Origin of the sequence: Cryobacterium sp. MDB2-A-1 (assembly GCF_004402675.1) — a bacterium.
Taxonomy (GTDB): domain Bacteria; phylum Actinomycetota; class Actinomycetes; order Actinomycetales; family Microbacteriaceae; genus Cryobacterium; species Cryobacterium glucosi.
On record NZ_SOFK01000028.1, the window covers coordinates 32690 to 56830 of the forward strand.

Genomic DNA, 24141 nt, shown 5'->3' on the forward strand with positions numbered 1-24141 from the left:
AATGGGTTTGGTAACATTTCCATAACACCTGTCTTGGCGCATCCCTAATCGCCGCATGTCTCTATGTGGAGGGCAGAACGCAGGTGAAGCCCCATATTCAAAGGGGCGCCAGTGGGCCAGGCAAGAACTGCAACCGCACGAATTGTCATCACAACCGCGAAGGCAAGACCAGCGGCGGCCTCAAGACGTCAGGGGAATGAGATGTCGGGAGCCAAGATCCGGTCAGCACGCTCGATCGTCTTCGAGGGCCAAAGGTACTTCCGCAGTACGAAGATTGCAGAGTACGGGGAGGTTGAAGTCTTTGTTTCAACGATCGACGAATTCACAACTGGCGGCTACACCTGGGCCGTTCTTGACGAAAATTACCCATTCGGCACCGTCGCTCGCCGTTTCTACACGAACCGCGCCGGCGAGGGGCTGTGGCAGGAATCGGGCCGTGGCATGGCTGACGACCGCCAGCTGCGCGGGACCGGTGATTTCGGCCTATACGGAGACCGCCGTGCGGTGCGCGAGCGAGCGATCAAATTCTTCATGCCGGAGTGCTGAGTCAGATCCAGACGATCGCCAGGTCCTGAAATCTTCGCGCTAGCCCGCTACCTGGCGGAATCGGGACTGAGGCAACAGCTCGGGCCCAGTCGCTAGCCAGCACTCCCCGCCGCTGAGATCCAAGGGATTAGCCGCCCACACCTGATCCACCGGCAGCCGGGCCGGCTCGCTGTTATTCGAGGGTTTCATATCGGTCAGGGTACCCGCGGACTCAGCTTCGTGATGGTCCGGATAATCCCGAGTTCGGCATCACCGATGGTGCCGGCTCCGTGGAGGGTACCGGGCTTGCCGACTGTCAGGTGGAGGTCGTTGATTGGCCCGCCAGGCCACTCGGATTCCGGGGAGCTGTCGTCGTCATCGGCGACCTCTCGGAGTCGCCAGGTGACTACCGTTTGTGACTCGTCGATCTCGACGACCGCGACCGTGCCGGCGCCGGCCGCGGTGTAGATGTCGGGTGTGTCTGCGCTCGTGAGTTGCTTCACGACAGGTGCATGCGCGGACCGGGCTCGATTAGGAGGTACGCCACTCAGGTCGTATCTCCGGAATTGGCTCCGCATCGACCCAAAGGATGGGAGCCGCGGTCGTCCCGCCTGATCCGATCACGTCGTCTGGGTCGCGGAATGACCACCACCCATAGGAGCCTTTGGCCAGTTCAAAGAGGTCGACCGCGTACATTCGCCCGTCGGTGATCAGGTGCGGGCCAGAGCTGCCTCTGGCAACGCCGCGGCCGATTTTGATAGAGCCGTTCTGGTAGATCCGAACGACGACTATCTCCGCATCCGTGATTGCTGTGTAACTCCACCCGCGGAGGGATCCAAGGTTGACGATTCGAGGCCCGAGGCCGTTGTCCATCACGGCAGCGGCTCAAATGGCGGTCCGGGTAGTTGCTCGACCGAAAGCACGACGCCGCCGGTGAAATGGACGGCACGGCCGTCATCGTCGAAATCAATCAATGCCGGCGAGCCTGCTTCCAGCCGGACGCCTGCGCATGGTGCGTATGGGAGCCCCTCGGCAGCCGAAGCCATGGCGCGGCCGGTCACTACGTGCCGCGCGTACAGAATCACTTCTCGGGCCGTAGTGATTTTGAACAGTGAGAGCTTGGTCAGGTCGTGTGTGGTGGGCATGCGGAGTACATGCGCGGAGTATTTGCAGGATCGATCTCCACGATCTCCACGATCTCCACGATCTCCACGATCTCCACGATCTCCACGATCTCCACGATCTCCACGATTTGCACGACGTCAACGACCAGGCCGCCAGTCCAACCGCCGCCGTCAGCCCACTGGACGACGGCCGGCTCCCCAATCTCGAAGTTACAGCCGACGGCCGCCCTCTGCGGAGCGCCCTCGCCGATCGCTGCCTCGGAGTGAGCGGAAGTCCGGCTTCGAAAGAACGTGACGGTTTCGTCAGCGCTGGTCGTGATGCGGAAGATGTTAAACGTTCGCGGGTTCGGTGTGGTGGTCATACGGAGTACATGCGCGGGGCGTCCCAAAAACGACCGGTTCCGGGAACTCCCGCGCATGTGTCCGTCAGACGCCGATCGGCGTCCCAGAAGAAGTCCCTAAACCGGGTCATTCCCAGAAACGGTTTGGGGCGTATTGGGGAGCGGAAACGACATGGCACTCATCGGATACGTGAGGATTTCTTCCAGCGAGCAGAAGACCGACCTTCAGTACGACGCGTTGGCCGCAGCCGGGGTCAAGAAGATCTTCGAGGATGTCGGGGTTAGCGGCTCGGTCGCGGTTAGGGCCGGCCTAACCGCGGCTCTAGACTTCCTCCGCGATGGTGATCAGCTGGTGACTTTCCGCTTGGATCGTCTCGGGCGCAACACACTGGCGGTCCTGGAACTCTTGCAGGACCTCGAACGCCGGGGTGTCGCCTTCCGGTCGATCACTGAGGGCCTCGACTCGTCGACGCCGGCTGGACGCATGCTCCAAACCTTGCTCATCTCATTCGCAACGATGGAGCGAGAAATCCTGATCGAACGGACGAACGCTGGACTGCGAGCAGCGCGTGAGCGCGGCCGCATCGGCGGCCGACCTCGTGCGCTCAGTGAAGCAAAGGTCGAGCTGGCTCGAGTCATGTTCAAGCGCGGCTCGAGCGCCATCGAGATTGGTACCGAGCTTGGGTGCTCACGGAGCGTCGTCTACCGCGCTCTTCAACTCACCTGAGGTCTTCCAGTTGACCACGATGAGGTCCCGGTCGAAACGCGTGCCGGACCCGGTCGGCATGATGGTTACCGTGAGAAGGTCGGCGATGACCGCTCGCTTGGCGTCAATTGGTAGAGCGCCCCACTTCTCTCTGACTTCGCCGCCGGCCAGCTCTGTCAGGTGCGTGCGGGGTCGGGCCCCGTCGAGGTCGCGTACAGCGCCAACACGATTCCGTCGTAGCGTCTCGGTCATCCGTTTCAACTGCTCGTGTGTGATCTCATCGCCGGCGAACAGGTCGGCGACACGAGCCAGCTTCGCGTCAATCGCTTCGATGGAAGCTTGCGCTTCCTGGGCGAGCTCACTGTCACCAGTTCTGGAGAGTCCCTCCGCGTCGGCCATCGATAGGCGGGCGATTACTTGCTCAACGATCAGTTCGTCGACGGCCTCCTGGCTGCGTCGCACCCTGTAGCAGTCTGCACAGTTGTACGACGCCGGCCGTCGCTTAGTGGCGCCGGTCTTCTTGCTTACTACCGTGCGCCCGATCTGGCGGCGCATCGGACCTCTGCACAAGCCGCAAATGGCGAGGCCGCTTAGCAGGTACTTGTAGCTGGACCCGGCGAAGTTGCTCTTACGGCTGGGGTCTTTCAGTAGTGCAACCAGACGGTCATGCGTTGGGACGTCGTACAGCGGCTGGGTCGTTGACGGGCCTAGCACCCTGCCTTGGTACTGCCGCAGCCCGGCGTTCGTCGGCCGTAGCAGAATCTGACGAAGGATGGTCGAGTTCCACTGGTTGGCTTTCGGCCCATGGATGCTGCGCTCATTGAAGTCGCTCACGATCGAACGGAGCGATTCGCCCGCAAGCGTGCGCCGTGCGGCTTCCCGCACTACCTCGCCATGCTCCGGATGGACTACGTCCCGGCCGATCTTACTGGTGCGCCGTCCGTCAGGGTCAAGCGGCTGGATCCGCGTGTATCCGTAGGGGGAGAAGCCGTGCGGCTCGCCGAGCTCTGCCTTCTCCAAGAATTTGCGTTTGAGCCGCTGGCTCATTTTCGCAGTTTCGTAGGATGCCAGTGCCCCCATCGTCCGGGCAAGCACACGGTCCTCATGCGTCGCGATATGCACGTTGCCGGCAACAGTCGCAAGTTCCAGCCCGTAGATGTCGGCCAGGGCGATTACGGACTCAAGTTCTGAGGGGCGCCGAGTGAGCCTGTCCATCGAATAAACGATGATTGCATCGATACGCTGCCCCCGGACATCCGCAAGCATCCGCTCGTATTCAGGGCGCACCTTTGACCGCGTGGCGGATATGTCGTTGTCCGTGAAGTAGTCGGCGACGTCCCATCCCTTGCGTGCGGCGTACTCCTCGCAGTCCCGCTTCTGCCTGGCAACACCGAGGCCGCGGCCCGCGGAGTCTTCGCTGATCCGGGTGTAAATCGCAGCTCGCATAGTTAACATCCTAGTCTCTGTATGAGCCCGCTCGTATTCCTGATCCTCCCCATGACGATCCTGTTCGCGATCTTCCCCGGCCTCTTCATCCTGCAGGCCGGTTTCTGACCGTGCCGGCCTCGACCGCATATATGGACCGCACCCTGGCACCCTCACCACGTGCACGACAAGCACCGACACGACGACCACCGAGAAGAGGAGACGAACATGCATACCCTGACGCGGCGCATCCGCAGGCAGTGGACGGCGAGGCACGACGACACCGGGGACGTGCCCGGCTGGGTCCTGATCACGCTGATGACCGCCGGGCTGGTGATCGTGATCTGGGGTCTCGCCGGGCCGGCGCTGAGCGGCATCTTCCAACAGGCGATCAACCGGGTGAGCGGACTCTGACGGGTTCGGCCCGCCCGGCGCACGGCGTCGCGCCGCAGACCGGCGGTCGACGAGGGATGCTGCGCCTCGATTTCGGCGCCGACCGCGGCTCCTCGCCGGTCGAGTTCGTGCTCGTCGCGGCACTGCTGACGGTGCTGACCCTGACCGTGCTTCAACTCGCACTCGCGCTGCACGTGCGCAACACCGTGCTCGATGCCGCCGCCGAGGGCGCCCGTTACGGTTCGCTCGCCGACACCGGCCTCGATGCCGGCACCGCGCGCACCCGGGACCTGATCGTGGCCGCGCTCGGTCCCGCCTTCGCGACCGACGTGACCGCGACCTACGCGAGTGACGGAGGCTTCCCAACCGTGCGGATGCGGGTGGTCGCCCCGCTTCCGCTGCTCGGGTTGCTCGGCCCCGATCGGAGCCTGGAGGTGATCGGGCGTGCCGTCGTCGAAGGCTCGGACTGAGGCAGACGCCACCCGTCATTCAGCCCCCGCCGGTTTTGTGGAGCGAATCTCCCGCCGACTGCGCTCTGACCACGGGTCAGCGTCCCTCGAATTCATTACGACGGGCATGATTCTCCTTGTGCCGCTCGTCTACCTCGTGCTCGCCATGTCCGTGCTTCAGGGCGGCGCGCTCGCCGTGGAGGGCGCCGCCCGGCAGGCCGCCCGGGTCTATGTGCGCGCGCCGAGCGAGGCAGTCGCGGCGGAGCGCGCTCAGCGCGCGGTCGACTTCGCCCTCGCCGACTACGGCCTTCCGGCCGGGGACGCGCAGGTGTCGATCGACTGCGCGGCCGCGGCCGGCGGATGCCTGAAACGCCGCACCGCAGTGACGGTCACCGTGCGCCTGCGGGTGTCCCTGCCCCTTGTACCGGACGTGCTTGGGCTGGCCGGGACGGCGAGCGTGCCCCTCGAGTCGAACGCGACCCAGACCGTGTCCCGATTCTGGCAGCCGGGGACCGGACCATGACCGTGCGACCACGAGGCCGGGCGCCCGAGGTGCGAGCCGGCGACAGGCGGGACGACCTGTCGGACGACACCGGTTCCACTCTCCTGCTCACCATCTTCTACGGCTTTCTCGCGCTCGTCGTGATCCTCCTGGTCGTGGCCGCATCGTCCCTCTACCTCGAGCGGAAACGCCTGCTCACCCTCGCGGACGGTGCCGCGCTCGCCGCAGCTGAGGCGTACACCCTGGACGCGGTCACCATCGCCCCGGATGGTTCGGCGGTCCCGCTGCGCACCGAACTCGATTCCGTTGCGGTACGCACGGCAGCGGATGCCTACCTCGCGGCGGCCCCGCACCCCACCCTCGAGGAACTGGTCGTGAGTCGGGCGGTATCCGCAGACGGTCAGAGTGCGACGGTGTCCCTGAGTGCGTACTGGCGCCCGCCCGTCCTCACCCTCGTGGTGCCGGCGGGTGTTCCCCTCGAGGTGTCGGCCGTCGCCCGCTCGGTCTTCCGGTAGAGGCGCACGCGGGGCTACTCTCCACAGTGAACCGGGAGAGTCCGGGAGGAACCGGGAGGAACCGGGAGGCCCCATGTTCACCGATCGCCGCGACGCCGGCCGCCTGCTCGCCGAGCTCGTCGCCGAGCTGGACCTCACCGACCCCGTCGTCTATGCGCTGCCCCGCGGCGGAGTGCCGGTCGCCCTCGAGGTCGCCCGGCGCCTGCACGCTCCTCTCGACCTGATCCTCGTGCGCAAGCTCGGTGCACCCGGATTCCCCGAGGTCGCGATGGGCGCCGTCGTGGACGGGGCAGACGCCCAGATGATCGTCAACGAGGACGTCTTCGTCGAGACCGGGGCCGACGCCGCGGGACTCGGCCGGGCCAGGCGCCGGGAGCTCACCGAGATCGAGCGGCGGCGCGCCGTCTATCTCGGAGACCGTCCCCGGGTGAACCCAGACGGACGGGTCGTCGTGGTCGTGGACGACGGGCTGGCCACGGGAGCGACGGCCAAGGCGGCCCTCGTCGCGGTGAAGCGCCAGGGCGCCGCCCGTATCGTCCTTGCGGTGCCCGTCGCCCCGGCCGATGTCGTCGAGGAGATGCGCGGGCTCGCGGACGACGTCGTCGTGGTGCAGACCCCCGAGCAGTTCTGGGCGATCGGCCAGTTCTACGTCGACTTCCACCAGCTCTCCGATGACGAAACGGTCACACTCCTGGCCGAGGCGTGGGCCGGGCCGTGAACCGTCCCGTCACCCGCTAGCCTCGAATTCGAGCGCGATCCGCGCGGCACGACATCGTGAACGAGACAGGGGCGCCCGGCGTGACGGCGAAATCCAGACGGCTGGCGGGGGCCGGTGCCCAGCTCGTCACCGAGGTCAGCATCAACTACGGCTCCTCGCTCGCCGGACTCGCGATCCCGATCGTGGGTTCCCCCGTCGTCGTCGCGGCCAGGCAGATCGTGATGGCCTGCGCGGTCCTGCCGTTCTACCGACCGAAACTGTCCACCCTGACGTGGCGGCTGCTCTGGCCCGCGCTCCTTCTCGGAGTCGATCTCGCCGTGATGAACCTCGCCTTCTACGAGGCGGTGCACCTGCTCGGGCTCGGCATCGCTGCGACGATCGAATTCCTGGGCCCGTTCTCCCTCGCCCTCTTCACCTCGCGGCGACCGCTCGACTTCCTCTGCGCGACCACGGCGGCCGGGGGAGTCTTCCTGCTGACCTGGTCCTCCGGAGAGATCAACCTGCTCGGCCTGTTCTACGCCCTCGTCGCGGCGGCGGCGTGGGCCGGGTATATCCTGCTGACCCGACGGGTCGCCGTGACCTTCCCCGGCCTCGAGGGCATCTCGGTCGCGAGCGTCGTCAGTCTCACCCTGCTCGTGCCGTTTGCGCTCCTCACGGTCGACTACACCCGGCTCGACTGGGGTGTGCTTGGGCTGCTGCTCGCGATCGGGGTGCTCTCCTCTGCATTCCCGTACGTGCTCGACACGTACATCCTGCGCCGGATCACTCCGCGTCTCTACGCGATCATCACGAGCTTCGGACCGGTCATCGCGGCGATATTCGGTGTGCTCGTGCTCGGGGAGACTCTGCTGCTCCAGCAGCAGATCGCGATCGTCGTGGTCTGCGTGGCCGCGGGCGCCGCGATCGCGACCTAGCGCGACCGCCCGATCTCCGACCTGGAGGCGACAGCGGGCGCCATCCCGTAGTCCAGGACCGGCGCTTATATGAGCTTGACGGTTATATAAGCCGAAGGCATACTAAAGCAATGCAGACCATGGGCAGTTCGCCGAAAGATACCCATGCCGGGGGTATGCAAACCGCGTTCGATGTCCTTGTCGACCCGAATCGTCGATTGATCCTTGCCGAGCTGCGGCTCGGCGTGCGCAGCACCGGACAGCTCGCGGCGCACCTGGGCCTCAGCCAGCCCGGAACCTCCCGGCATCTGCGCACCCTGCGCGAGGCGGGCTTCGTCACCGTGGAGCCCCGCGCCCAGCAACGCATCTACTCGCTCGCATCCACCGGGTTCGACGAGCTCGACGCCTGGCTGCAGGGGTATCGCCGTGTTCCCGCAGCGCCGAGCGACCAGCCGGTCGAGTCTGCGTCCATGTGGGCCGAAGCGGATGCCGACCCGAGCGACCTGCAGGCCACCTCCCGCCTCTCCGCGGGCCGCTCCGCTCCTGCGGGACCAGTGAAGTCCTCGAAGGCGCCGAAGTCCCCGAAGTCCCATAAGAAATCCGCCAAGTCGAAGGCCGGGAAACTCCGGAAGCCGGCAAAATCGGGCGGTGCGCGGAAGCCCTGAGCCCGCCCCGGGCCGGCGAGACGTTGCGCGTGGGGGGGGCAGTAACGCGCCGCGCCGCCGCGCCGCGACGCCGTTACTCGACGATGATGCCCAGGTGATCCGCCATGATCGGGGCGAGGAGGCTCAGCTGGGAGTCGTCGATCGTGGCGCCACGGAGACCCTCGAGACCACGGATGGCGCTGAAATCGCTTCCGCGCAGGTCGACGTCCTTGAGCGCGGCCCTCGTCACGTCGAGAGTGCCGATCCGGCAGTCCCGGAGCTCGAGGCGCTGCACCGTCGCGCTGCCGAGGTCGAGCTCCTCGATGATGCAATTGCTCAGCAGGACATCGTGCAGCTGGGCGTTCCGCAGATTGACGAAGTCGAGCTTGCTGCCGTCGAATTGCACGGACCGGAGGCTCGACTCGTAGAGTTCGACCGAGCCGAGGCGGGAGTGCTCGACGCGCACGTCGCGCCAGACCGAGCGGGGTGCGCTGAAGATGGCCGCGTGCAGTTCGCCCGCGACGCACTCCGACAGGGTCGCGCCGCGCAGTTTCGCATCGTTCAGCGACACCGTGTGGAATTCGCATTCGCGGAAGGCGACCCCGGTGAGGTCCCGTCCGTCGAAGTCGCAGTCGCTGAAACGCTGTGCTTCGACATCGGCGCCCGAGACGAGCTCTGAGCCATCGGCATCCGTGAGGTCGTCGAGGCGGATCGGGTCGAGAAGGGGAGGTCTGGTGCCGGAGCGGGCGCGCGCCACGCTCAGTCCTGCGCCGCGGGTGCGGCGGTGCTCTGAACGGCGGAGACAGGCTCTGCGGTTACCGGCTCTGCGGCGACGGGCTCGAGCACGAAGACGGGGATGATCCGTTCGGTCTTGACCTGGTAGTCGGCATAGTCGGGATACGCCGCGACGGCGCGCTCCCACCACGCGGCGCGTTCGTCGCCGGTGACCTCACGGGCGACCATGTCCCATTTCCGGGTGCCGTCCTGCAGCTCGACCTCGGGGTGGGCGACGACGTTGGCGTACCAGACCGGGTTCCGCGGTGCGCCGCCGAGCGAGGCGATGGCCGCGTAGCTGCCGTCGTGCTCGACGCGCATCAGCGGGGCCTTGCGGATCTTGCCGGACTTCGCACCGAGCGTGGTCAGGACGATGACGGGCATGCCGCGCATCGTGGTGCCCTGCTCGCCGCCGGAGCTCTCGTAGAGGGCGACCTGGTCGCGGACCCACTGCTGTGGGCTGGGTTCATATTCTCCGATGAGGGGCATGACACCATTAAACGTCACTGCACTGGGGAACATTCCACATCGGTCATTCCCGGCCGGGCAGCGTTCCGGGGGTCCCCGACGCTGGTCCGGGCTTGGTTCCGGGCCGGGGGCGGCGGGGCACGTAGCGCGGAATGTACCGGCCGAGCAACACGGCGCCGATCAGCCCGAAGGCGCCCATCACGCCGCTCGCGAGGGAGATCGACACGATCGTGAGCCCGGCGACCGCGACGGGGGCGACGGCGCTGCCGAAGTCGCCGGTGAACCGCCACGCCCCGAGGAACGGTGCCGGGTTGTCCTTGGGGGCCAGGTCGGCGCCGAGAGTCATCAGGATTCCGCTGCCGATCCCGTTCGCGACCGACAGGAACATCGCGACACCGATGAGCCACTGCACGTTGGTGGACAGGTCATGCGTGAACGCGAGGACGAGGAGGCCGAGGCCGAGGCCGATCATCGAGGGGAGCGCGCTCCACATGCGACCGTAACGGTCCATGATCTGGCCGCTCGCGTAGAACAGGGCGAAGTCGATGCCGCCGGCGATGCCGATGATGAGCGCGATGTCCGGCTCGCTGATGCCGATGCTGACGGCCCAGAGCGGGATGAGGACGGCGCGCGCGGACCGCATCGCGCCGACGAGGCCCGCGCCGGTGCCGAGCCGGATGAGGACGCCGCGGAAGCTCCAGATGGTCTGGAACAGGCCCTGGCTCTCCTCCTCCGCGAGTTCCTGGCCGGCCGGGCGCACGGTTCCGTCCGGCGACGTCGCGAGTTCGGGAGTGCCGAAGGTGCTCTCCGGGTCCGGCAGCAGCAGGAGCACGAGGGCCGCGCCGAGGCACGCGACGACGAACACCCAGAACACGGCCTGGGTGCCCCCGGTGAAGCGGATGACGGCGGTCGCGATGAAGGGGCCGACGAACCAGCCGCCGCGGAAGATCCCGCCGAGGGTCGACAGCGCACGCGCCCGGTAGGCGACCGGCACGTAGCTCGTCATGAAGGCGTGCCTGGCGAGGGAGAAGATCGCCGTCGCGAGGCCGACGATGAAGATCCCGACGCCCAGCACGAGCGGGTTCGGGGCGACCAGGCAGACGAGGATCGCGATGATCGCGAGGAACGATGCCCAGATCATCGCGTTGCGCTCGCCGATCCGGGAGACGACCCAGCCGCTCGGGATGTCGCCGATGAGCTCGCCGACCATGATCATCGCGGCGATGAACCCGGCCATGGCGAGTGACGCCCCGAGGTTGTTGGCCACGATCGGGATCAGCGGGATGATCGCACCCTCACCGACGGAGAAGAGGAACGTCGGCAGGAAGGCGGCAAGGGCCACCGAGCGCAGGCTGAAGGGGCGTTCGGTGCTTGTCATGACTCCTCGATGCTACCCGGGTGCGCAGCCGCGCCCGGGCGGGCACCAGCCCGGGACCTGCGACGCCGGGTAGGCTGGGCAGCAAATGATTGAGCTGGACATTTCGGAGCAGATCGCCGCATTGCGGGCCACCTTCGGCGACATTCGGGCCGTGATCGACATCGATCAACTGCGCACCGACATCGCCGACCTGAACGACCAGGCCGGCGCCCCCGACCTGTGGGACGACTCGGAGCACGCCCAGAAGGTCACGAGCGACCTCAGCCACCGCCAGTCGGAGCTCGCGCGCATCGAGAGCATTGAGTCCCGGCTCGACGACCTCGAAGTCCTCGTGGAGATGGCCAACGACGGCGAGGGCGACGAGGAGTCGGCCGAGGAAGCCACCGCAGAGCTCGCGAGCCTGCAGAAGGTACTCGGCGAACTCGAAGTGCACACCCTTCTCAACGGCGAATTCGACGAACGACCCGCCGTGATGACCATCCGCTCGGGCGCCGGTGGCGTCGACGCCGCCGACTTCGCCGAGATGCTGATGCGGATGTACCTGCGCTGGGCCGAACAGCACGACTACCCGGTGACGGTGCTGGACGTCGGATACGCGGAAGAGGCCGGCATCAAGTCCGCGACCCTGCAGATCGATTCGCCGTATGCCTTCGGCACGCTGAGCGTCGAGGCCGGCACCCACCGGCTCGTGCGGATGAGCCCGTTCAACTCCGCGGGCAAGCGCCAGACCTCTTTCGCCGCCGTCGAGGTCGTGCCGCTCATCGAGCAGACCGAGTCGATCGAGATCCCGGACACCGACATCCGCGTGGACGTGTTCCGGTCGAGCGGACCCGGCGGCCAGTCCGTCAACACGACGGACTCCGCCGTCCGGATCACCCACCTCCCGACCGGCACGGTGGTGAGCTGCCAGAACGAGAAGAGCCAGATCCAGAACCGCGCGGCCGCCATGCGGGTGCTGCAGTCCCGGCTGTTGCTGATCCAGCGCGAGCAGGAAGCCGCGACCAAGAAGGAATTCGCCGGCGTCATCACGGCGAGCTGGGGCGACCAGATGCGCAGCTACGTGCTCGCCCCGTACCAAATGGTCAAGGACCTCCGCACCAACTATGAGGTCAACAATCCCACCCAGGTCTTCGACGGCGACCTCGACGGTTTCATCGCCGCCGGCATCCGCTGGCGGAAGCAGGCACCGCAGGATTGAGCCCAATTCGGCGGTTCCTGCCTGTGAGGAAAAGCTTGCCGGTATGTCGAACTGGCAAAACACAGGATGCCTGCCTAGGCTCAAGGGGCCATGATCCGTTTTGACAGCATCACTAAGAAATATCCGGGAACGACCCGACCGGCCCTCGACGACATCAACGTCGAGGTTCTGCGCGGCGAGTTCGTCTTCCTCGTCGGTGCATCCGGTTCGGGTAAGTCAACCTGCCTGCGGCTGATCCTCAAGGAGGACAAGCCCACGAGCGGGCGCATCCACGTGCTCGGACAGGACCTGCGGTCGATCTCGAACCGCAAAGTCCCGTACTTCCGGCGCAACCTCGGAGTCGTCTTCCAGGACTTCCGGCTGTTGCCGAACAAGAGCGTGTTCGAGAACGTCGCCTTCAGCCTGCAGGTGATCGGCAAGTCGCGCGGCTTCATCCAGGAGGCCGTTCCTGACACGCTCAAGATGGTCGGACTCGCCGAGAAGGCGCTCCGGCTGCCCCACGAACTCTCCGGCGGTGAGCAGCAGCGGGTCGCGATCGCGCGAGCCATCGTCAACAAGCCGCAGGTGCTTCTCGCCGACGAGCCGACCGGAAACCTCGACCCCACCACGAGCGCGGGCATCATGGCCCTGCTCGAGCGCATCAACGCGGGCGGCACGACCGTGGTCATGGCCACGCACGAGGCCGGCATCGTCGACCAGATGCAGCGCCGGGTCATCGAGCTCTCCGGCGGCAAGATCGTGCGCGACGAACGCCAGGGTGGTTACGCGACCGCAGGCATCCCGATCATTCCGCTCGGAGCTGGCCTGCACCGGAAGCCGGCCATCGACCCGCAGCACACCGTGTCAGCACTTGCGCCGAGCGCACTGCCGTCGGTGTTCGCCCCGGCGAACCAGGCAAACCAGGCGAACCCGATGGCCCCGGCCACTCCTGCCCTCACCCACCCCTCCGCACCCGTGCCCGCGCCGCTCGTGCCAGCGGCCGTTCCCGTTCCTGCTGCACCCATCACGCCGGTCGTCATCGTCCCCGACGCCCCGGCTCGTGCGGGCGCCCTCGCCGAGACGGGCGCAGACGCTGCGGCCCCGGCCACGCCGCCCGCCGCCATTCCGCAGCCGTTCGGCGAGCAGGCCATGGCTATTGCCTCAGATTCCGGCATGCCCCTCCCGCTGACCTCGGCGATCTTCCTGCCCGGCCGCGAGCAGCAGGCGGATGCCGCGACGACGCCAACCGGGACCGGTGCAGACGATTCCCCGTCAGATGCGGGTGCTGCCGAGCAACCGAAGTACATGTCGCGTCCGATGGCACCTACCCAGGACGACGTTCTCGACCAGCTCACCCTGGCCGAGAGGCTGGGGCTTCGTGCTCCCGGCGAAAAACCAGACCAGACCGGCGAACAGAATGTGGGACCCACCCGATGAGACTCGGACTGGTGCTCTCCGAAGCCGCCAACGGCCTGCGTCGCAATGCCTCGATGGTTGTCTCTGTCGTGCTCGTGACCTTCATCTCGCTGACCTTCGTCGGCGCTGCGATCCTGATGCAGATGCAGATCGGCCAGATGAAGAACTTCTGGTACGACCGCGCCCAGGTCGGAATCTACATGTGCACCGCGATCTCACCGGGGGAGACCTGCACCGGGGGAGAGGCGAGCCAGGGTCAGATCGACGCCGTCAAGGCCCAGCTCGAGTCGCCGACGCTCTCGCCGTTCGTGGACAAGTACTATTTCGAGACGCATGAACAGGCCTTCGAGAACTTCAAGAAGCAGTTCGCAGGCAACCCGGTCGCCGACTATGTGACTCCGGAGCAACTGAACCAGACCTTCTGGGTGAACCTCAAGGACCCGTCCCAATCGGATGTGCTCGTGGAGAGCCTGTCCGGCGTGGCCGGGGTCGAGAACGTCGCTGACCAGCGCAAGTACCTCGACCAGATCTTCTCCGTGCTCAATGCGGCGAGCTACACGGCGATCGGTATCGCCTCGCTCATGCTCGTGGCTGCAGCGTTGCTGATCGCCACCACCATCCGGCTGTCGGCCTTCTCGAGGCGGCGTGAGCTCGGCATCATGAGACTCGTCGGTGCATCGAACCGGTTCATCCAGACGCCGTTCATCCTCGAGGGCGTCTTTGCGGCGCTGCTGGGATCGCTTCTGGCAGGTGGTGCGGTCCTTGCCCTCGTGCAATGGTTCGTCCAGGGCTTCCTCGGTTCCCGGCTGACAGGCTTCTCGCTTGTGGGCATGCAGGATGCGCTCCTCGTCGTGCCGATCCTGCTGGTGGTCGGCGCGGTACTCGCGGCTTTCTCCGCGAACTTCGCCATCACCCGCTACCTGAAGGTGTAGCCGTTCGTCCGAACGGCTCGAGGCCGAGAGCTAGACTGGTGGGCTGGCCGGTACCGGTCTGCCCACCCACCGACGTTGAGGAGTAACCCGTGCCCAGGGAAATCGGCGAAAAGGTCGTCTCGACCAATCGCAAGGCACGCCACGACTACCTCATCGAGGAGACGTACGAGGCCGGAATGGTGCTCACCGGGACCGAGGTGAAATCCCTGCGCGCCGGCCGCGCCTCGCTCGTCGACGGCTATGCCTTCATCGAGGGCGGCGAAGCCTGGCTCGACGCCGTTCACATCCAGGAATACATGGCCGGTACCTGGACGAACCACCCGCCGCGGCGCAAGCGCAAACTGCTGCTGCACAAGCAGGAGATCATCAAGATCAGCCACAAGACCAAGGAGGGCGGCTACACGCTCGTTCCCCTGCGGATCTACTTCAGCAACGGCAAGGCCAAGGTCGAGATCGCCGTCGCCAAGGGCAAGAAGGAATACGACAAGCGCCAGACGCTCCGTGAGCGCCAGGACAAGCGCGAGTCCGACCGCGCGATGTCCGCGCGCAAGCACCTCGGCGACTGACACCCGGTTGAATCGCCCGCCCGTCGGACGAGCGGGCGACGGCATCCGCACGCGTCGATGCGGCGGATGCGGGGCGTTACGATGAAGGCAATGAGTACAGCCGACGCGGAATACAACGCCTTCGGCCCCTGGGTGGACGCGGTGCGGACACTGGATGAGGTCCCGCGGCTCTTTCGCGACTTCGGGTGCGATCCCACGTCGGAGCGCCTCGTGCTCAAGGTGCCGCGGAACATCCCGCGCAGGGACGCGGATCCGACCATGGACCTCTATGACCACCTGATCATCGCGGGGAGCGACGCCCTCACTGTGCTGAGCAGGACAGGTTCGGCATACGCCGGCTCGACTCTGCCCTACGACGCCGTCGTTGCCATCGAGGACAGCGTCGACCTCACCGACGGGCGCCTTCGGGTGTACTCCCGGGACGGCAGCGTGCTCCAGGTCGGCTACAACGGCTCCTCGCGCGAGGTCGTCAGCGGATTCGTCGACATGCTCCGTGACATGTCGCTGGGCTTGGGAGTGACGTTCGGCTCACACGACGCCGCAACGGCCGCTGCTTCGATGCTGACTTTCCCGGTCGGCCCCGCCATCGACCGGCGGCCCAATGCCGTCCTCAACTCTGCCGTATTCCGGGCAACCGACGCGGACCTGATGGCGGACTGGACGAATCTGCGGGATCGCGAGCCGGAACTCCACCTCTACGCCGCGCATCCGCGTGAGCGGGTTCGGGCGACCGGCGGCTTCATGGCGCGGGTGTTGAACCTGTTCCGTCCGACTGTGCTGCACGGCGCCATCGTCTGCGGGACCGACGCGGAGGTTCAAGTGCTGTCCCGTCGCGACTGGTTCGGTCTGGCCGATCGGTCCGAATTGTCGAGCTCCCGGCTGATCGTGTTCCTGGCGCGGTTGGAGTCGGTCACCGTGCAGCGGCATCCGCGTTACGCCGAGGCGAGTATCGTCACGGTCCGGTCTGGTGCTGCGCGCATCGATGTGATCGTTCCCGGCGACTCCGAGGCCGAGCGCGTCCTGCTGGCCGTCGCCCCGCATTCCGGCAGAAGTGTTGTAGACTGAAGGGCTGCACGATCAGTTCGAAAAGAACGAGTGCAGTATTGACAACTCAACAGCGTGTGACAGGACCCACTCATTCCGCCGCACGTCGGTGGCGCCGAACAATGGCGACGAGTGCTCATGGGGATGATCGGTTTCGACATTGACTGCGCAATTGTGAGAAGCGGGTCGAGGATGCAGGGTTAACTCGTTAACGCTCCCTGCAAAACAATAAGTGCCAAAACAAACCGCACTGACTCTGCTTCTGCTTACGCCCTCGCGGCCTAAGTAAAGCAACTAGAGAGTCCGTCAGGCCGGGAATGCTCTCTACCCGGACCCTGACGTCATTTAGAGAGATTGCTCCTACTCTGAGCCGCGGGGTGTAGGGGGACTTAAACGAGGGCTGGGCTCGTCGGATTAGCTGACAGTGGCAAATTCCGGAGCCGAGTAGAACGACTTCACTGGATACACCCGTAGAAGGCATATGACCACAGCAGTGGACGGGGGTTCAATTCCCCCCATCTCCACCATCGGTTCCTGTCACACGCTCTTGAGTCCTCGAGTCTCGGACCGTCGGTCGTGAGCTCGTGACCCCTTGAGCCCGTGGGTCGAATCACCATAGTGTGATTCCCTACGACCACGACTCCAGGAGATGACATGTCCCTCGTCCGCGTGCACAACTTCTCGGTCTCCCTCGACGGCTTCGGCACCGGAGAAGGCCAGAAACTCGACGCTCCCTTCGGACACGCAGGCTCCCGGCTCCTGGAATGGGCGATCGCGACACGCACCTTCCGCGAGATGGGCCTTCACGGGGAGTCTGCGGCATCCTTCGGCGTCGACGATGCGTTCGCCAGCGCCTGGGGTCCCGGGATCGGCGTGGAGATCATGGGCCGCAACAAGTTCGGCCCGGTGCGTGGTCCCTGGGAGGACGAAGAGTGGAAGGGATGGTGGGGCGACAACCCGGTGTTCCACACCCCCGTGGTCGTGCTGACGCACCATCCCCGGCCGATGCTCGTGATGGACGGCGGAACAACCTTCCATTTCGTTGATTCCGACCCCGTCTCGGCGCTCGAACAGGCTCGCGCCCTGGCCGGCGACCGCGACGTCCGGGTCGGTGGCGGCGTCAGCACGGTTCGACAGTTCCTCGAGGCCGACCTGATCGATCACATGCACATCGTCCTCGTACCGATCGTCCTGGGCCGGGGCGAACGACTGTGGGACGGACTCGAAGGGCTCGAGCAACGCTTTGACATCGAGGCGACCCCTTCTCCGTCCGGAGTCGTCCATCTGGTCTTCACCCGTCGCACGGCTCGGTAGTCCGCCGCGCGCTTTCGGGGCATGATGACCTCGGACGAGGAGTCTCATGGCCGACACCGGACTGCGGAAATGGGCGCCAGGCGTCGCTACAGCGCTGGGCTATCGGCGCATCTGGCTGCTGCCCGATCTGCGCGCAGGGGCGATCCTGACCGCCCTGCTCATCCCGGTCGGCATCGGCTATGCCGAGGTCGCCGGCCTTCCGCCCGAGTCCGGCCTGTTCGCCACGATCGTTCCTCTTCTCGTCTACGCCGTCGTCGGGCCGTCCCGGATCCTGGTGCTCGCTCCCGACTCGGCTCTCGCGCCGATCATCGCCGCGGCCATCCTGCCGCTCGCCGCCGGGGACAGCGCCCGTGCCGTTGCCCTCGCCGGACTCCTGGGAATCATGGTCGGCGCGGTACTCATCCTGGGCGGATTGCTGCGCCTGGGGTTCGTGACCGACCTGCTTTCCAAGCCGCTCCGGGTCGGCTACCTCAACGCACTCGCGGTGATCGTCATTCTGTCGCAGATCCCGCCGCTCCTCGGATTCTCTCTCTCGTCGGCATCGCCGCTGCGAGATGCGATCGCCATCGTCACCGGCATCGTCGGCGGCCAGGTGAACCCGACCGCGATGCTGTTCGGGATCGGCTCACTGGGTGTCATCGTCGTCCTGGTCTGGACGAAGAGCCGGATCCCTGGGATCCTCGTCGCGGTCGTGGCCTCGATGGTGCTGACGTTCGCCCTCGGCCTCCACGACGGCCTCCCCGTCGTCGGCGCTCTCCCCGCCGGCCTTCCGGCACCCGCCCTCGCCGGCCTGCAGGGGGCAGATGTCGTCGGCCTGGCCCTTCCCGCGCTCGGGATGGCGCTCATCGCCTTCGCGGACACCGCGGTGCTCTCCCGCACCTTCGCCGCGCGCCGCGGGGACAACGTCGACGGCAGCCAGGAGATGGTGGCGGTCGGCGCTTCGAATCTGCTCGCCGGCCTGTTCGGCGGGTTCCCCATCTCGGCGTCGTCGTCGCGTACTGCCGCCGCTGAGAGCGCCGGGGCGCGCTCTCAACTCGCCGGAGTGGCCGGGGCTGTCCTCCTCGTTCTGTTCATGCTGCTCGCACCCGGCCTCACGGACTTCCTGCCATCCGCCACGATCGCGGCCGTCGTGATGGTCGCGGCGGCGGGGCTCGTCGACATCACGGGATTCGTCGCCCTCGTGCGGATGAGCAGGACCGATGCCTTCTTGTCCGTCGCTGCTTTCTTCGGCGTGCTCGTCGTCGGCGTGATCGAAGGGATCATCGTCGCGGTCGTCTTGTCGCTCGGCGAATTCGTCGGCCACGCCTGGCGGCCGTATCGTGCGGAGCTGGGTCGCATTCATGGCCTCCGGGGCTACCACGACCTGTCCCGGCACCCGGAAGGCGAGCGCCTGCCCGGAATCGTCATCGTGCGTTTCGACGCGCCGCTCTTCTTCGCCAATGGCGGGATCTTCGACGACTACGTCCGGGCGACCGTCAGCGCGGCCGGCGCCGACGTGCAAACCGTGATCCTGGCCGCGGAACCCATCACCGATATCGACACCACCGCCGTCGACGAACTGCTCGAACTGGATGAGTTCCTGCAGAAGCGCGGCGCCACCCTCGTTTTCGCGGAGATGAAGGGTCCCGTGAAAGACGTCCTGCGTCGATACGGCCTCGGCAAACGGTTCCCGCCCGAACGATTCGCCGACACCGTCGGCGCTGCCGTCGACGCGGCGACCGGGACGCTGCGGGGCGACCTCGACGGCACGCAGTGGGACCGTGACGCCTGACCTCGTGATGTCAGGGCATCAACGGCGGGCCTGGGCGAGGGTTCCGGTCACGGGGCCGGCGGGGTCGTCGATCAGGCACGAGACCAGGTGGCTGCCGGAGATCGTCCAGCCGTCCTCCGGCGGAACGAAGTAGTTGTAATCGAGCTGGGAGCCGTCATAGGCGCTGCCGGTGAAGGCCTCGAACCGGGTTCCGCAGCCGTCTTCGGCCGCCGCGACGACCGCGTCTTCGCCGGGATACGACTCCATCGGCAGGTCGAAGCCCGCGTAGACCTCGAAGGCGTGCACTTCGGCACACGGCACCAGCGTGACGGTGACAGCGGATGCCACATCGGCGTCCCCGGCGTTGTCGAGGCAGTCCCCGACTACGACCTTTGACACCTCGATCGGCACGGCCGTGGCTGATGCGGCAAGCGAGGCGGCCCCGTCACTGGCCGAGGGGGCCAGACGGGCGACGGAGGCGCATCCGCTCACCGCAAGCGACAGGCCGAGGGCGAGTGCTGCTGTGGCCGCGGCTCGCGCGATGACGGCGCGCCGGGCAGAGAGGGGGGCAACCCGGACCGGCCCGGGGCGCGAGGGTGGCATCAGCCGTGACGGGCCGTGCCGGCGGTGCCGGCCGCGGACGCACGGAGGACGTCGAGGGTCGCGGCGTGCAGCAGTCCGTTGGTGGCGAGGGAGCTGCCGTGCCAGGGTCCCTCGAGCCCGTCGGCCGAGGTGAAGGTGCCGCCGGCCTCCTGGACGATCGGGGCGAGCGCGGCCATGTCGTATGGCTTGAGGTCGAATTCGGCCACGATATCGAGCACGCCTTCGGCCAGGAGCATGTACGACCACATGTCGCCGTATGCCCGAGTGCGCCACACCGACCGGGAGAGGGCGACAAGCTCGTCGAGGTGGCCGGTCTGGTCCCACTGCTGGATGCTGTTGTAGCTCAGGGACGCGTCGGTGAGGGTCGGGACGCCGGAGACCTGGAGCCGGCGCGGGGCTGCGTCGGGGGTGCGCTCGTCGCTGGACCAGGCGCCGGCGCCGGCTCGCGCCCACCAGCGCTTGCCGAGGGCGGGGGAGCTCACCACTCCGACGACGGGGATACCGTCGACAGCGAGGGAGATCAGAGTTCCCCAGATCTGCACGCCGCGCAGGAAACCGGCGGTGCCGTCGATCGGGTCGATGATCCACTGGCGCACGGTCGAGCCGGCGGTGCCGTATTCCTCGCCGAGAATGCCGTCTTTCGGACGTCGTTCCGCGAGGAGGGCGCGGATGGCTCGTTCGACGGCCTGGTCGGCGTCCGTCACGGGGGTGCGGTCCGGCTTGGTCGTGACGACGAGGTCCATCGCGGTGAAGCGGTCGCGGGAGATGGCATCCGCGGCATCGGCGAGTTCGATGGCGAGGGCCAGGTCATCGTCGAGGCTGTAGGTCGAGGCCTCGTCGGAGGCACTGTTTCGGGGAGGAATTGTCGCGTCGGTCACACTCCCAAGGATAGTAATTTCCGCGCGACTCACCGGTGCGCGGCCTCGATTGGCGCCGGGGACGTTTCCGGTGTTATTCTCTAGAGTCGCTTCGGGTCGTCCCGGAGAAACAAATACGCACCTCTAGCTCAATTGGCAGAGCAACTGACTCTTAATCAGTGGGTTCCGGGTTCAAGTCCCGGGGGGTGCACCAGTAAAGCCAGATCAGCGGAGGGTTCCGTTCTCACGAACGGGGCCCTTTTTTGTTGCATTGAGATTCAGCCATGTCTGCGACATGTGCAGGTCCGCCAGATTCGACCATGACTTTGAGGCTCACGACCGCACGCCACGAGCAATACTTCCTGCCGGGCAACGCCCTGCGTTCTAGAACGGTGTCGGGTCGTCGGGGTCGTCGGGTGTGGGGTCGAGGTTCCAGACGTCCACGAACGGGACCGGTGGTTTCGGTGCGGGTTTCGGTTTCCGGGGTGGTCTCATATCCGCGGAGGGTTCGACGATGTAGCTGTACCCGGCCGGGCAGGTCCATTCGATGCGACCGTCGCCGAGGTGCCTGGGCGACCACCGGGTGTAGCTCTTCACCGCGTGGTGATACGGGCAGAGGTGGGCGAGGTTCATCGCGTCGGTCTCCCCGCCGTGCTGCCACTCCACACTGTGGTCGAGGTCTGATCGTTTGGCGGAGCGCCGGCAGCCCGGGAAGGTGCAGGTTTCATCGCGCACCTCGAGCCACTTCTTCAAAGCCGCGGGCGGTTTGTAGGTGTCGCGTCCCATGGAGAGCACGACGCCGGTTTCCGGGTGGGTGAGGAGCCGGGTGAAGCTCGGCGCCCCGGCCGCGAGACGCCTCGCGGTGTCGGGTTCGATGGGTCCGTACCCGGCCAGATACCCGGGTTCCTCGCTCTTCCCGAGCAGGGTCAGCACGGGGACGGTGACGTTGACCTGCGCGGCCACCCCGGCACCGAGTCCGTCCGGGGTGACCCCGCCGATCAGGACATCGGTGAGGACGTCCGCCGCGATCTGGGTCAGGGTGCGTGACTCCTCCGGGCCCTGCAGGGTCAGCGCGGTGTCGACGGTGCGGTGGTAGGCAGCCTGCACCTTCTCCGCATCCCCGGTCAGATACAGGGAGGCCATGCCGTCGTTGAGGGCCTGGAACACCACATGCCGGTCCTCGACGCTTTTCTGGTGCCTCGCGGTAATGGTCTCCGGGTGGGTGCGTTCCCGCACCCTTCGGGCCCGGTCGGCGAGCTTCGCCACGGTCAGCACTTCCGCATCCGGGACAAGGACCTCCTCGAACACCGCACGCGCCCGCGCGGCCGCTTCCGGGTCATCGACCCGGATGCCCCAGGCCTGCTCCATGATCACCTGCGCGTGCCGGTAACTGATCACCCCGGAGGCCAGGGCATCCCGGGTTGCGGGGAGGTCTTCGGCGAGGGTGCGGCTGGCTTCGATCAGGGTCTCCGCCGTCCGGCGCGGGAGCCGCAGCAGGGCGCTGACCTCGCAGGTGAATTCCTCTTTCGTGGCTTCTTCCGGAGACCACGGCATTCGCGGCCCGCCGGCGCGTTCTGCGGCCTCCGCCCGGGCCCGGCCCACGTCCGCGAGCACCCGTTGCGCCGCATAGATCGCGGCCGCCCGCTTCGCGGCGGCCCGGTTCATCTCCCGGTCCGCCTCCCGGATCGCGTCATACACCTCGGGCAGGGACGGCTCCACCAGGCTGAGATGCCGGGGGTTGAGGTACGAGTCGGGAGGGATCCCGGGCGGGGGTTCCGCCGTGCTTTCCGAACGAATAGTTGAGGGTTCTTCAGCTGTCATACCGGTCACTCTACGGACCACCACCGACATTCCCGGGGCATCCGCCACCCCACAAGCCACCTGTGGAATACCCGGTCAAAGAAGATTTCTGTGGACAACTTCTCCCCAAGGCCCTCCAGCCACACCGGGAGGAGGTCGCGATGACCGGCGACGGGGTCGACGACGCGCCCGCGCTTCGTCGAGCGGACGTCGGACTGGCAAGGGGGATCAAGGGCACGAAGCGACGAAGGAAGCGGCAGGCATCGTGCTCGCCGACGACAACTTCGCCACCATCCAGAGTGCAGTTCACGAAGGCCGTCGCATCCGCGACAACCTGCAGAAATCCATCGTCTTCATTCTGCCCACGACCGCAGCCGAGTCTCTGGTGCTCCTGCTCGCCGTGCTGTTCGGATTCGCGCTGCCGCTCCAACCGACGCAGATCCTGTGGGTCAACCTGATCACGGCCGCGACCGTCGGGGTGTTCTTCCTCGAGCAGGGAATCGGGTCCACCACCGTGGAAGCGCAGACCGCGGCCGCGACCATGCCCACCTTCAGCCGGCTCGCGTTCCTGTTCACTTCCCGGTTCCTCCGGGCGTCGAGCCTCACCCTCTGCACGCCATTCATGAACCTCTGGTTCAGCTCGACGCCGATCGGGGTTCGCGAATGGGCGTACACGCTGGGACTTTCCGCCGTCATCTTCCTGCTCGTGGAAGTGAACAAGGCGATCGGACGGGCGCGCGCGGGCCGGGCCTCGCGGGTCGCTGTCCCGTGACCGGCTGCTGAGCGCACTGCGGCATAATCAGGAACACGGAGACGCGGGTGTGCAAGAAGCGCCACCACGCACCGCGTCCTGATCGGTCGCAGGGGTGGGTCCGGCAGGTGCGGTAGCCAGGTCTACGCCAGTCAGTCTTTTCATCGAGGGGGATGTCCATGGCAATTCGAATCACGAGCACGTCAACGAAAATCGCCTACGTGACGAGCGGTGGCGTTCTCGTCATTCTCGGGTCGGCCCTGACGATCGGTCTCCCGGTGCCTGTTGCGTCCGTCGCGGCAGCCGTCCTTGCGCTGGTCCTGGTCGTCTTTGCTGCGAGAACCTTTCGCGCCGAGGACGAACCGGTCGAACAGAGGCGCCCGTGGTGGAAGATGACGGCGCACCGGACATCCGGTGTCGTGTTTGCACTCCTGTTCGGTTCCCAGGCGATCTACGTGCTTATCGCTTTTGTCAGTCGGCCGGAATCGGGGGGCCTGATGGTTCCACTGGTCACGAACATCTTGATCGCGATGATGTTCGCTTTCTCGTCGATGCGGCTGGGAACGACATCACCCGCGACCGCGTCGCGTAACCAGTAAGGCCACCTGCATCGGTACCTGAGGCCGCCCGGTTCCTCGCCCACGTCGCCACTTTTCTTGAGTGAGACCACCCTGTCGCTGCGCACAATGGCATACACTCATCGAGGGGAACCAAACAAACGGGGAAACCGGTTTTTTATTGGATGGCATCGGCGTTCGCTGAAAGGCGCATCGCCGGCGTCTGTGCCGTCGGGGGTCGGTGAGCACGGAGTCGAACTCGCGTTCGGCCGGTGCCGCGCTCACCGAAAAAACATCTGGGGGGAAGTTTGAAACAATCAACTCGCGCGCAGCTGGTGGACATTTCAACAGCACTCGTCATCGCCGGTTGCGTATTCGTGCCGCTCTTCTGGCTCGGCTACGCAGTGGGGCCGATTCTCGGTATTTCGGTGTTGTTGGCCATCGGTGTCCTGATGATTCGGTCGGCGCTCAGATCGGAACCCAACCCAGAGGCGCTGATCGAGCCGGAGTGAGGGTGCC

At 66.3% G+C, this 24141-nt stretch carries 30 protein-coding genes, 1 tRNA gene and 1 other RNA gene; 21 read left to right on the forward strand and 11 right to left on the reverse strand.

What is annotated here, in order from left to right; genetic code table 11:
* Nucleotides 1–201 precede the first annotated feature (201 nt).
* Nucleotides 202–546 carry a hypothetical protein gene (locus E3O39_RS09265; RefSeq protein WP_134447269.1) on the forward strand — a complete coding sequence of 115 codons (345 nt, stop codon included), beginning with the start codon at nt 202–204 and terminating at the stop codon, nt 544–546.
* A 194-nt stretch (nt 547–740) separates the two neighbouring features.
* Here the strand turns inward: E3O39_RS09265 and E3O39_RS09270 are convergent, their stop codons facing one another.
* From E3O39_RS09270 to E3O39_RS18965, 4 genes are read right to left on the reverse strand one after another with little or no spacing between them, the layout of a single operon-like run.
* Nucleotides 741–1028 carry a hypothetical protein gene (locus E3O39_RS09270; protein ID WP_134447271.1) on the reverse strand — a complete coding sequence of 96 codons (288 nt, stop codon included), beginning with the start codon at nt 1026–1028 and terminating at the stop codon, nt 741–743.
* Nucleotides 1029–1056: 28 nt separating this feature from the next.
* A complete protein-coding gene (locus E3O39_RS09275; protein ID WP_134447272.1) occupies nt 1057–1398 on the reverse strand; it encodes a hypothetical protein in 342 nt (113 codons plus the stop codon).
* Complete coding sequence (locus tag E3O39_RS09280; protein ID WP_134447274.1) at nt 1398–1670, reverse strand: hypothetical protein; 273 nt, start codon at nt 1668–1670, stop codon at nt 1398–1400. Before E3O39_RS09280 ends, E3O39_RS09275 begins: the two co-directional genes overlap by 1 nt.
* Nucleotides 1649–2011 carry a hypothetical protein gene (locus tag E3O39_RS18965; RefSeq protein ID WP_166787298.1) on the reverse strand — a complete coding sequence of 121 codons (363 nt, stop codon included), beginning with the start codon at nt 2009–2011 and terminating at the stop codon, nt 1649–1651. The genes E3O39_RS09280 and E3O39_RS18965 overlap by 22 nt, the downstream gene beginning before the upstream one ends.
* A gap of 151 nt (nt 2012–2162) precedes the next feature.
* Here E3O39_RS18965 and E3O39_RS09290 point away from each other — a divergent pair, with 151 nt between their 5' ends.
* Nucleotides 2163–2717, forward strand: coding sequence for a recombinase family protein (locus E3O39_RS09290; RefSeq protein ID WP_134447276.1), 555 nt, complete (start codon nt 2163–2165; stop codon nt 2715–2717).
* On the opposite strand, the gene E3O39_RS09295 is transcribed toward E3O39_RS09290, so the two are convergent.
* The gene (locus E3O39_RS09295; RefSeq protein WP_166787299.1) at nt 2679–4142 is read right to left on the reverse strand and encodes a recombinase family protein; all 1464 of its coding nucleotides are present in this window, start codon (nt 4140–4142) and stop codon (nt 2679–2681) included. The two genes, E3O39_RS09290 and E3O39_RS09295, sit on opposite strands and share 39 nt — an antisense overlap.
* Nucleotides 4143–4349: 207 nt before the next feature.
* On the opposite strand from E3O39_RS09295, the gene E3O39_RS09300 reads away from it, so the two are divergent.
* The 7 genes from E3O39_RS09300 to E3O39_RS09330 all read left to right on the forward strand — a co-directional run bounded on the left by E3O39_RS09300 (nt 4350) and on the right by E3O39_RS09330 (nt 8256).
* Nucleotides 4350–4535: a hypothetical protein gene (locus E3O39_RS09300; protein ID WP_134447281.1), complete on the forward strand. Its 186-nt coding sequence runs from the start codon at nt 4350–4352 to the stop codon at nt 4533–4535.
* Nucleotides 4536–4591: 56 nt separating this feature from the next.
* The gene (locus E3O39_RS09305; protein ID WP_134447283.1) at nt 4592–4984 is read left to right on the forward strand and encodes a TadE/TadG family type IV pilus assembly protein; all 393 of its coding nucleotides are present in this window, start codon (nt 4592–4594) and stop codon (nt 4982–4984) included.
* 106 nt (nt 4985–5090) lie between these two features.
* Nucleotides 5091–5486, forward strand: coding sequence for a hypothetical protein (locus E3O39_RS09310; protein ID WP_241975381.1), 396 nt, complete (start codon nt 5091–5093; stop codon nt 5484–5486).
* Nucleotides 5483–5980: a pilus assembly protein TadG-related protein gene (locus E3O39_RS09315; protein WP_134447285.1), complete on the forward strand. Its 498-nt coding sequence runs from the start codon at nt 5483–5485 to the stop codon at nt 5978–5980. The genes E3O39_RS09310 and E3O39_RS09315 overlap by 4 nt, the downstream gene beginning before the upstream one ends.
* Before the next feature lie 73 nt (nt 5981–6053).
* Nucleotides 6054–6698 (forward strand): phosphoribosyltransferase, encoded by a 645-nt coding sequence (locus E3O39_RS09320; RefSeq protein WP_134447287.1) that lies wholly within the window; start codon nt 6054–6056, stop codon nt 6696–6698.
* A gap of 80 nt (nt 6699–6778) precedes the next feature.
* On the forward strand, nt 6779–7612 hold the full coding sequence (locus tag E3O39_RS09325) for a DMT family transporter (RefSeq protein ID WP_134447289.1): 834 nt from the start codon (nt 6779–6781) through the stop codon (nt 7610–7612).
* Between the two features lie 155 nt (nt 7613–7767).
* Nucleotides 7768–8256, forward strand: a complete 489-nt coding sequence (locus tag E3O39_RS09330; protein ID WP_134447291.1) for a helix-turn-helix transcriptional regulator — start codon at nt 7768–7770, stop codon at nt 8254–8256.
* A gap of 73 nt (nt 8257–8329) precedes the next feature.
* On the opposite strand, the gene E3O39_RS09335 is transcribed toward E3O39_RS09330, so the two are convergent.
* The 3 genes from E3O39_RS09335 to E3O39_RS09345 are packed head-to-tail and all read right to left on the reverse strand — an operon-like array spanning nt 8330 to nt 10855.
* Complete coding sequence (locus E3O39_RS09335) at nt 8330–8992, reverse strand: pentapeptide repeat-containing protein (RefSeq protein WP_134447293.1); 663 nt, start codon at nt 8990–8992, stop codon at nt 8330–8332.
* Nucleotides 8993–8994: 2 nt separating this feature from the next.
* The gene (locus E3O39_RS09340) at nt 8995–9498 is read right to left on the reverse strand and encodes a nitroreductase family deazaflavin-dependent oxidoreductase (protein ID WP_134447294.1); all 504 of its coding nucleotides are present in this window, start codon (nt 9496–9498) and stop codon (nt 8995–8997) included.
* Between the two features lie 43 nt (nt 9499–9541).
* Entirely contained in the window at nt 9542–10855 is a 1314-nt protein-coding gene (locus E3O39_RS09345) for an MFS transporter (RefSeq protein WP_134447296.1), read from the reverse strand.
* A gap of 85 nt (nt 10856–10940) precedes the next feature.
* Here E3O39_RS09345 and prfB point away from each other — a divergent pair, with 85 nt between their 5' ends.
* The 8 genes from prfB (at nt 10941) to E3O39_RS09385 (ending at nt 19075) form a co-directional block, all read left to right on the forward strand.
* Entirely contained in the window at nt 10941–12053 is a 1113-nt protein-coding gene (gene prfB, locus E3O39_RS09350; protein ID WP_134447297.1) for a peptide chain release factor 2, read from the forward strand.
* A gap of 90 nt (nt 12054–12143) precedes the next feature.
* Entirely contained in the window at nt 12144–13469 is a 1326-nt protein-coding gene (gene ftsE / locus E3O39_RS09355; protein ID WP_134447299.1) for a cell division ATP-binding protein FtsE, read from the forward strand.
* A complete protein-coding gene (gene ftsX, locus E3O39_RS09360) occupies nt 13466–14380 on the forward strand; it encodes a permease-like cell division protein FtsX (RefSeq protein ID WP_134447301.1) in 915 nt (304 codons plus the stop codon). Before ftsE ends, ftsX begins: the two co-directional genes overlap by 4 nt.
* 89 nt (nt 14381–14469) lie before the next feature.
* Nucleotides 14470–14946 carry an SsrA-binding protein SmpB gene (gene smpB, locus E3O39_RS09365; protein WP_134447303.1) on the forward strand — a complete coding sequence of 159 codons (477 nt, stop codon included), beginning with the start codon at nt 14470–14472 and terminating at the stop codon, nt 14944–14946.
* A gap of 90 nt (nt 14947–15036) precedes the next feature.
* Nucleotides 15037–16011, forward strand: a complete 975-nt coding sequence (locus E3O39_RS09370; RefSeq protein ID WP_134447305.1) for a hypothetical protein — start codon at nt 15037–15039, stop codon at nt 16009–16011.
* A gap of 119 nt (nt 16012–16130) precedes the next feature.
* Nucleotides 16131–16517: a transfer-messenger RNA gene (gene ssrA / locus E3O39_RS09375) on the forward strand.
* A gap of 127 nt (nt 16518–16644) precedes the next feature.
* The gene (locus E3O39_RS09380) at nt 16645–17304 is read left to right on the forward strand and encodes a dihydrofolate reductase family protein (protein ID WP_134447306.1); all 660 of its coding nucleotides are present in this window, start codon (nt 16645–16647) and stop codon (nt 17302–17304) included.
* A gap of 46 nt (nt 17305–17350) precedes the next feature.
* Nucleotides 17351–19075, forward strand: a complete 1725-nt coding sequence (locus E3O39_RS09385; RefSeq protein ID WP_134447308.1) for a SulP family inorganic anion transporter — start codon at nt 17351–17353, stop codon at nt 19073–19075.
* An 18-nt stretch (nt 19076–19093) separates the two neighbouring features.
* On the opposite strand, the gene E3O39_RS09390 is transcribed toward E3O39_RS09385, so the two are convergent.
* Nucleotides 19094–19657: a septum formation family protein gene (locus tag E3O39_RS09390; RefSeq protein WP_134447310.1), complete on the reverse strand. Its 564-nt coding sequence runs from the start codon at nt 19655–19657 to the stop codon at nt 19094–19096.
* Nucleotides 19657–20535 (reverse strand): inositol monophosphatase family protein, encoded by an 879-nt coding sequence (locus tag E3O39_RS09395; RefSeq protein ID WP_241985030.1) that lies wholly within the window; start codon nt 20533–20535, stop codon nt 19657–19659. Before E3O39_RS09395 ends, E3O39_RS09390 begins: the two co-directional genes overlap by 1 nt.
* Nucleotides 20536–20652: 117 nt before the next feature.
* On the opposite strand from E3O39_RS09395, the gene E3O39_RS09400 reads away from it, so the two are divergent.
* A tRNA-Lys gene (locus E3O39_RS09400) sits at nt 20653–20728 on the forward strand.
* A 170-nt stretch (nt 20729–20898) separates the two neighbouring features.
* On the opposite strand, the gene E3O39_RS09405 is transcribed toward E3O39_RS09400, so the two are convergent.
* On the reverse strand, nt 20899–22335 hold the full coding sequence (locus E3O39_RS09405; RefSeq protein WP_134447312.1) for an HNH endonuclease signature motif containing protein: 1437 nt from the start codon (nt 22333–22335) through the stop codon (nt 20899–20901).
* Nucleotides 22336–22579: 244 nt separating this feature from the next.
* Between E3O39_RS09405 and E3O39_RS09410 the strand changes: the two genes are divergently transcribed.
* The 3 genes from E3O39_RS09410 to E3O39_RS09420 all read left to right on the forward strand — a co-directional run bounded on the left by E3O39_RS09410 (nt 22580) and on the right by E3O39_RS09420 (nt 24134).
* On the forward strand, nt 22580–23086 hold the full coding sequence (locus tag E3O39_RS09410; protein ID WP_134447314.1) for a hypothetical protein: 507 nt from the start codon (nt 22580–22582) through the stop codon (nt 23084–23086).
* A gap of 158 nt (nt 23087–23244) precedes the next feature.
* Nucleotides 23245–23664, forward strand: coding sequence for a hypothetical protein (locus tag E3O39_RS09415; RefSeq protein ID WP_134447316.1), 420 nt, complete (start codon nt 23245–23247; stop codon nt 23662–23664).
* A gap of 230 nt (nt 23665–23894) precedes the next feature.
* Nucleotides 23895–24134 carry a hypothetical protein gene (locus E3O39_RS09420; RefSeq protein ID WP_134447318.1) on the forward strand — a complete coding sequence of 80 codons (240 nt, stop codon included), beginning with the start codon at nt 23895–23897 and terminating at the stop codon, nt 24132–24134.
* Nucleotides 24135–24141: the final 7 nt, after the last annotated feature.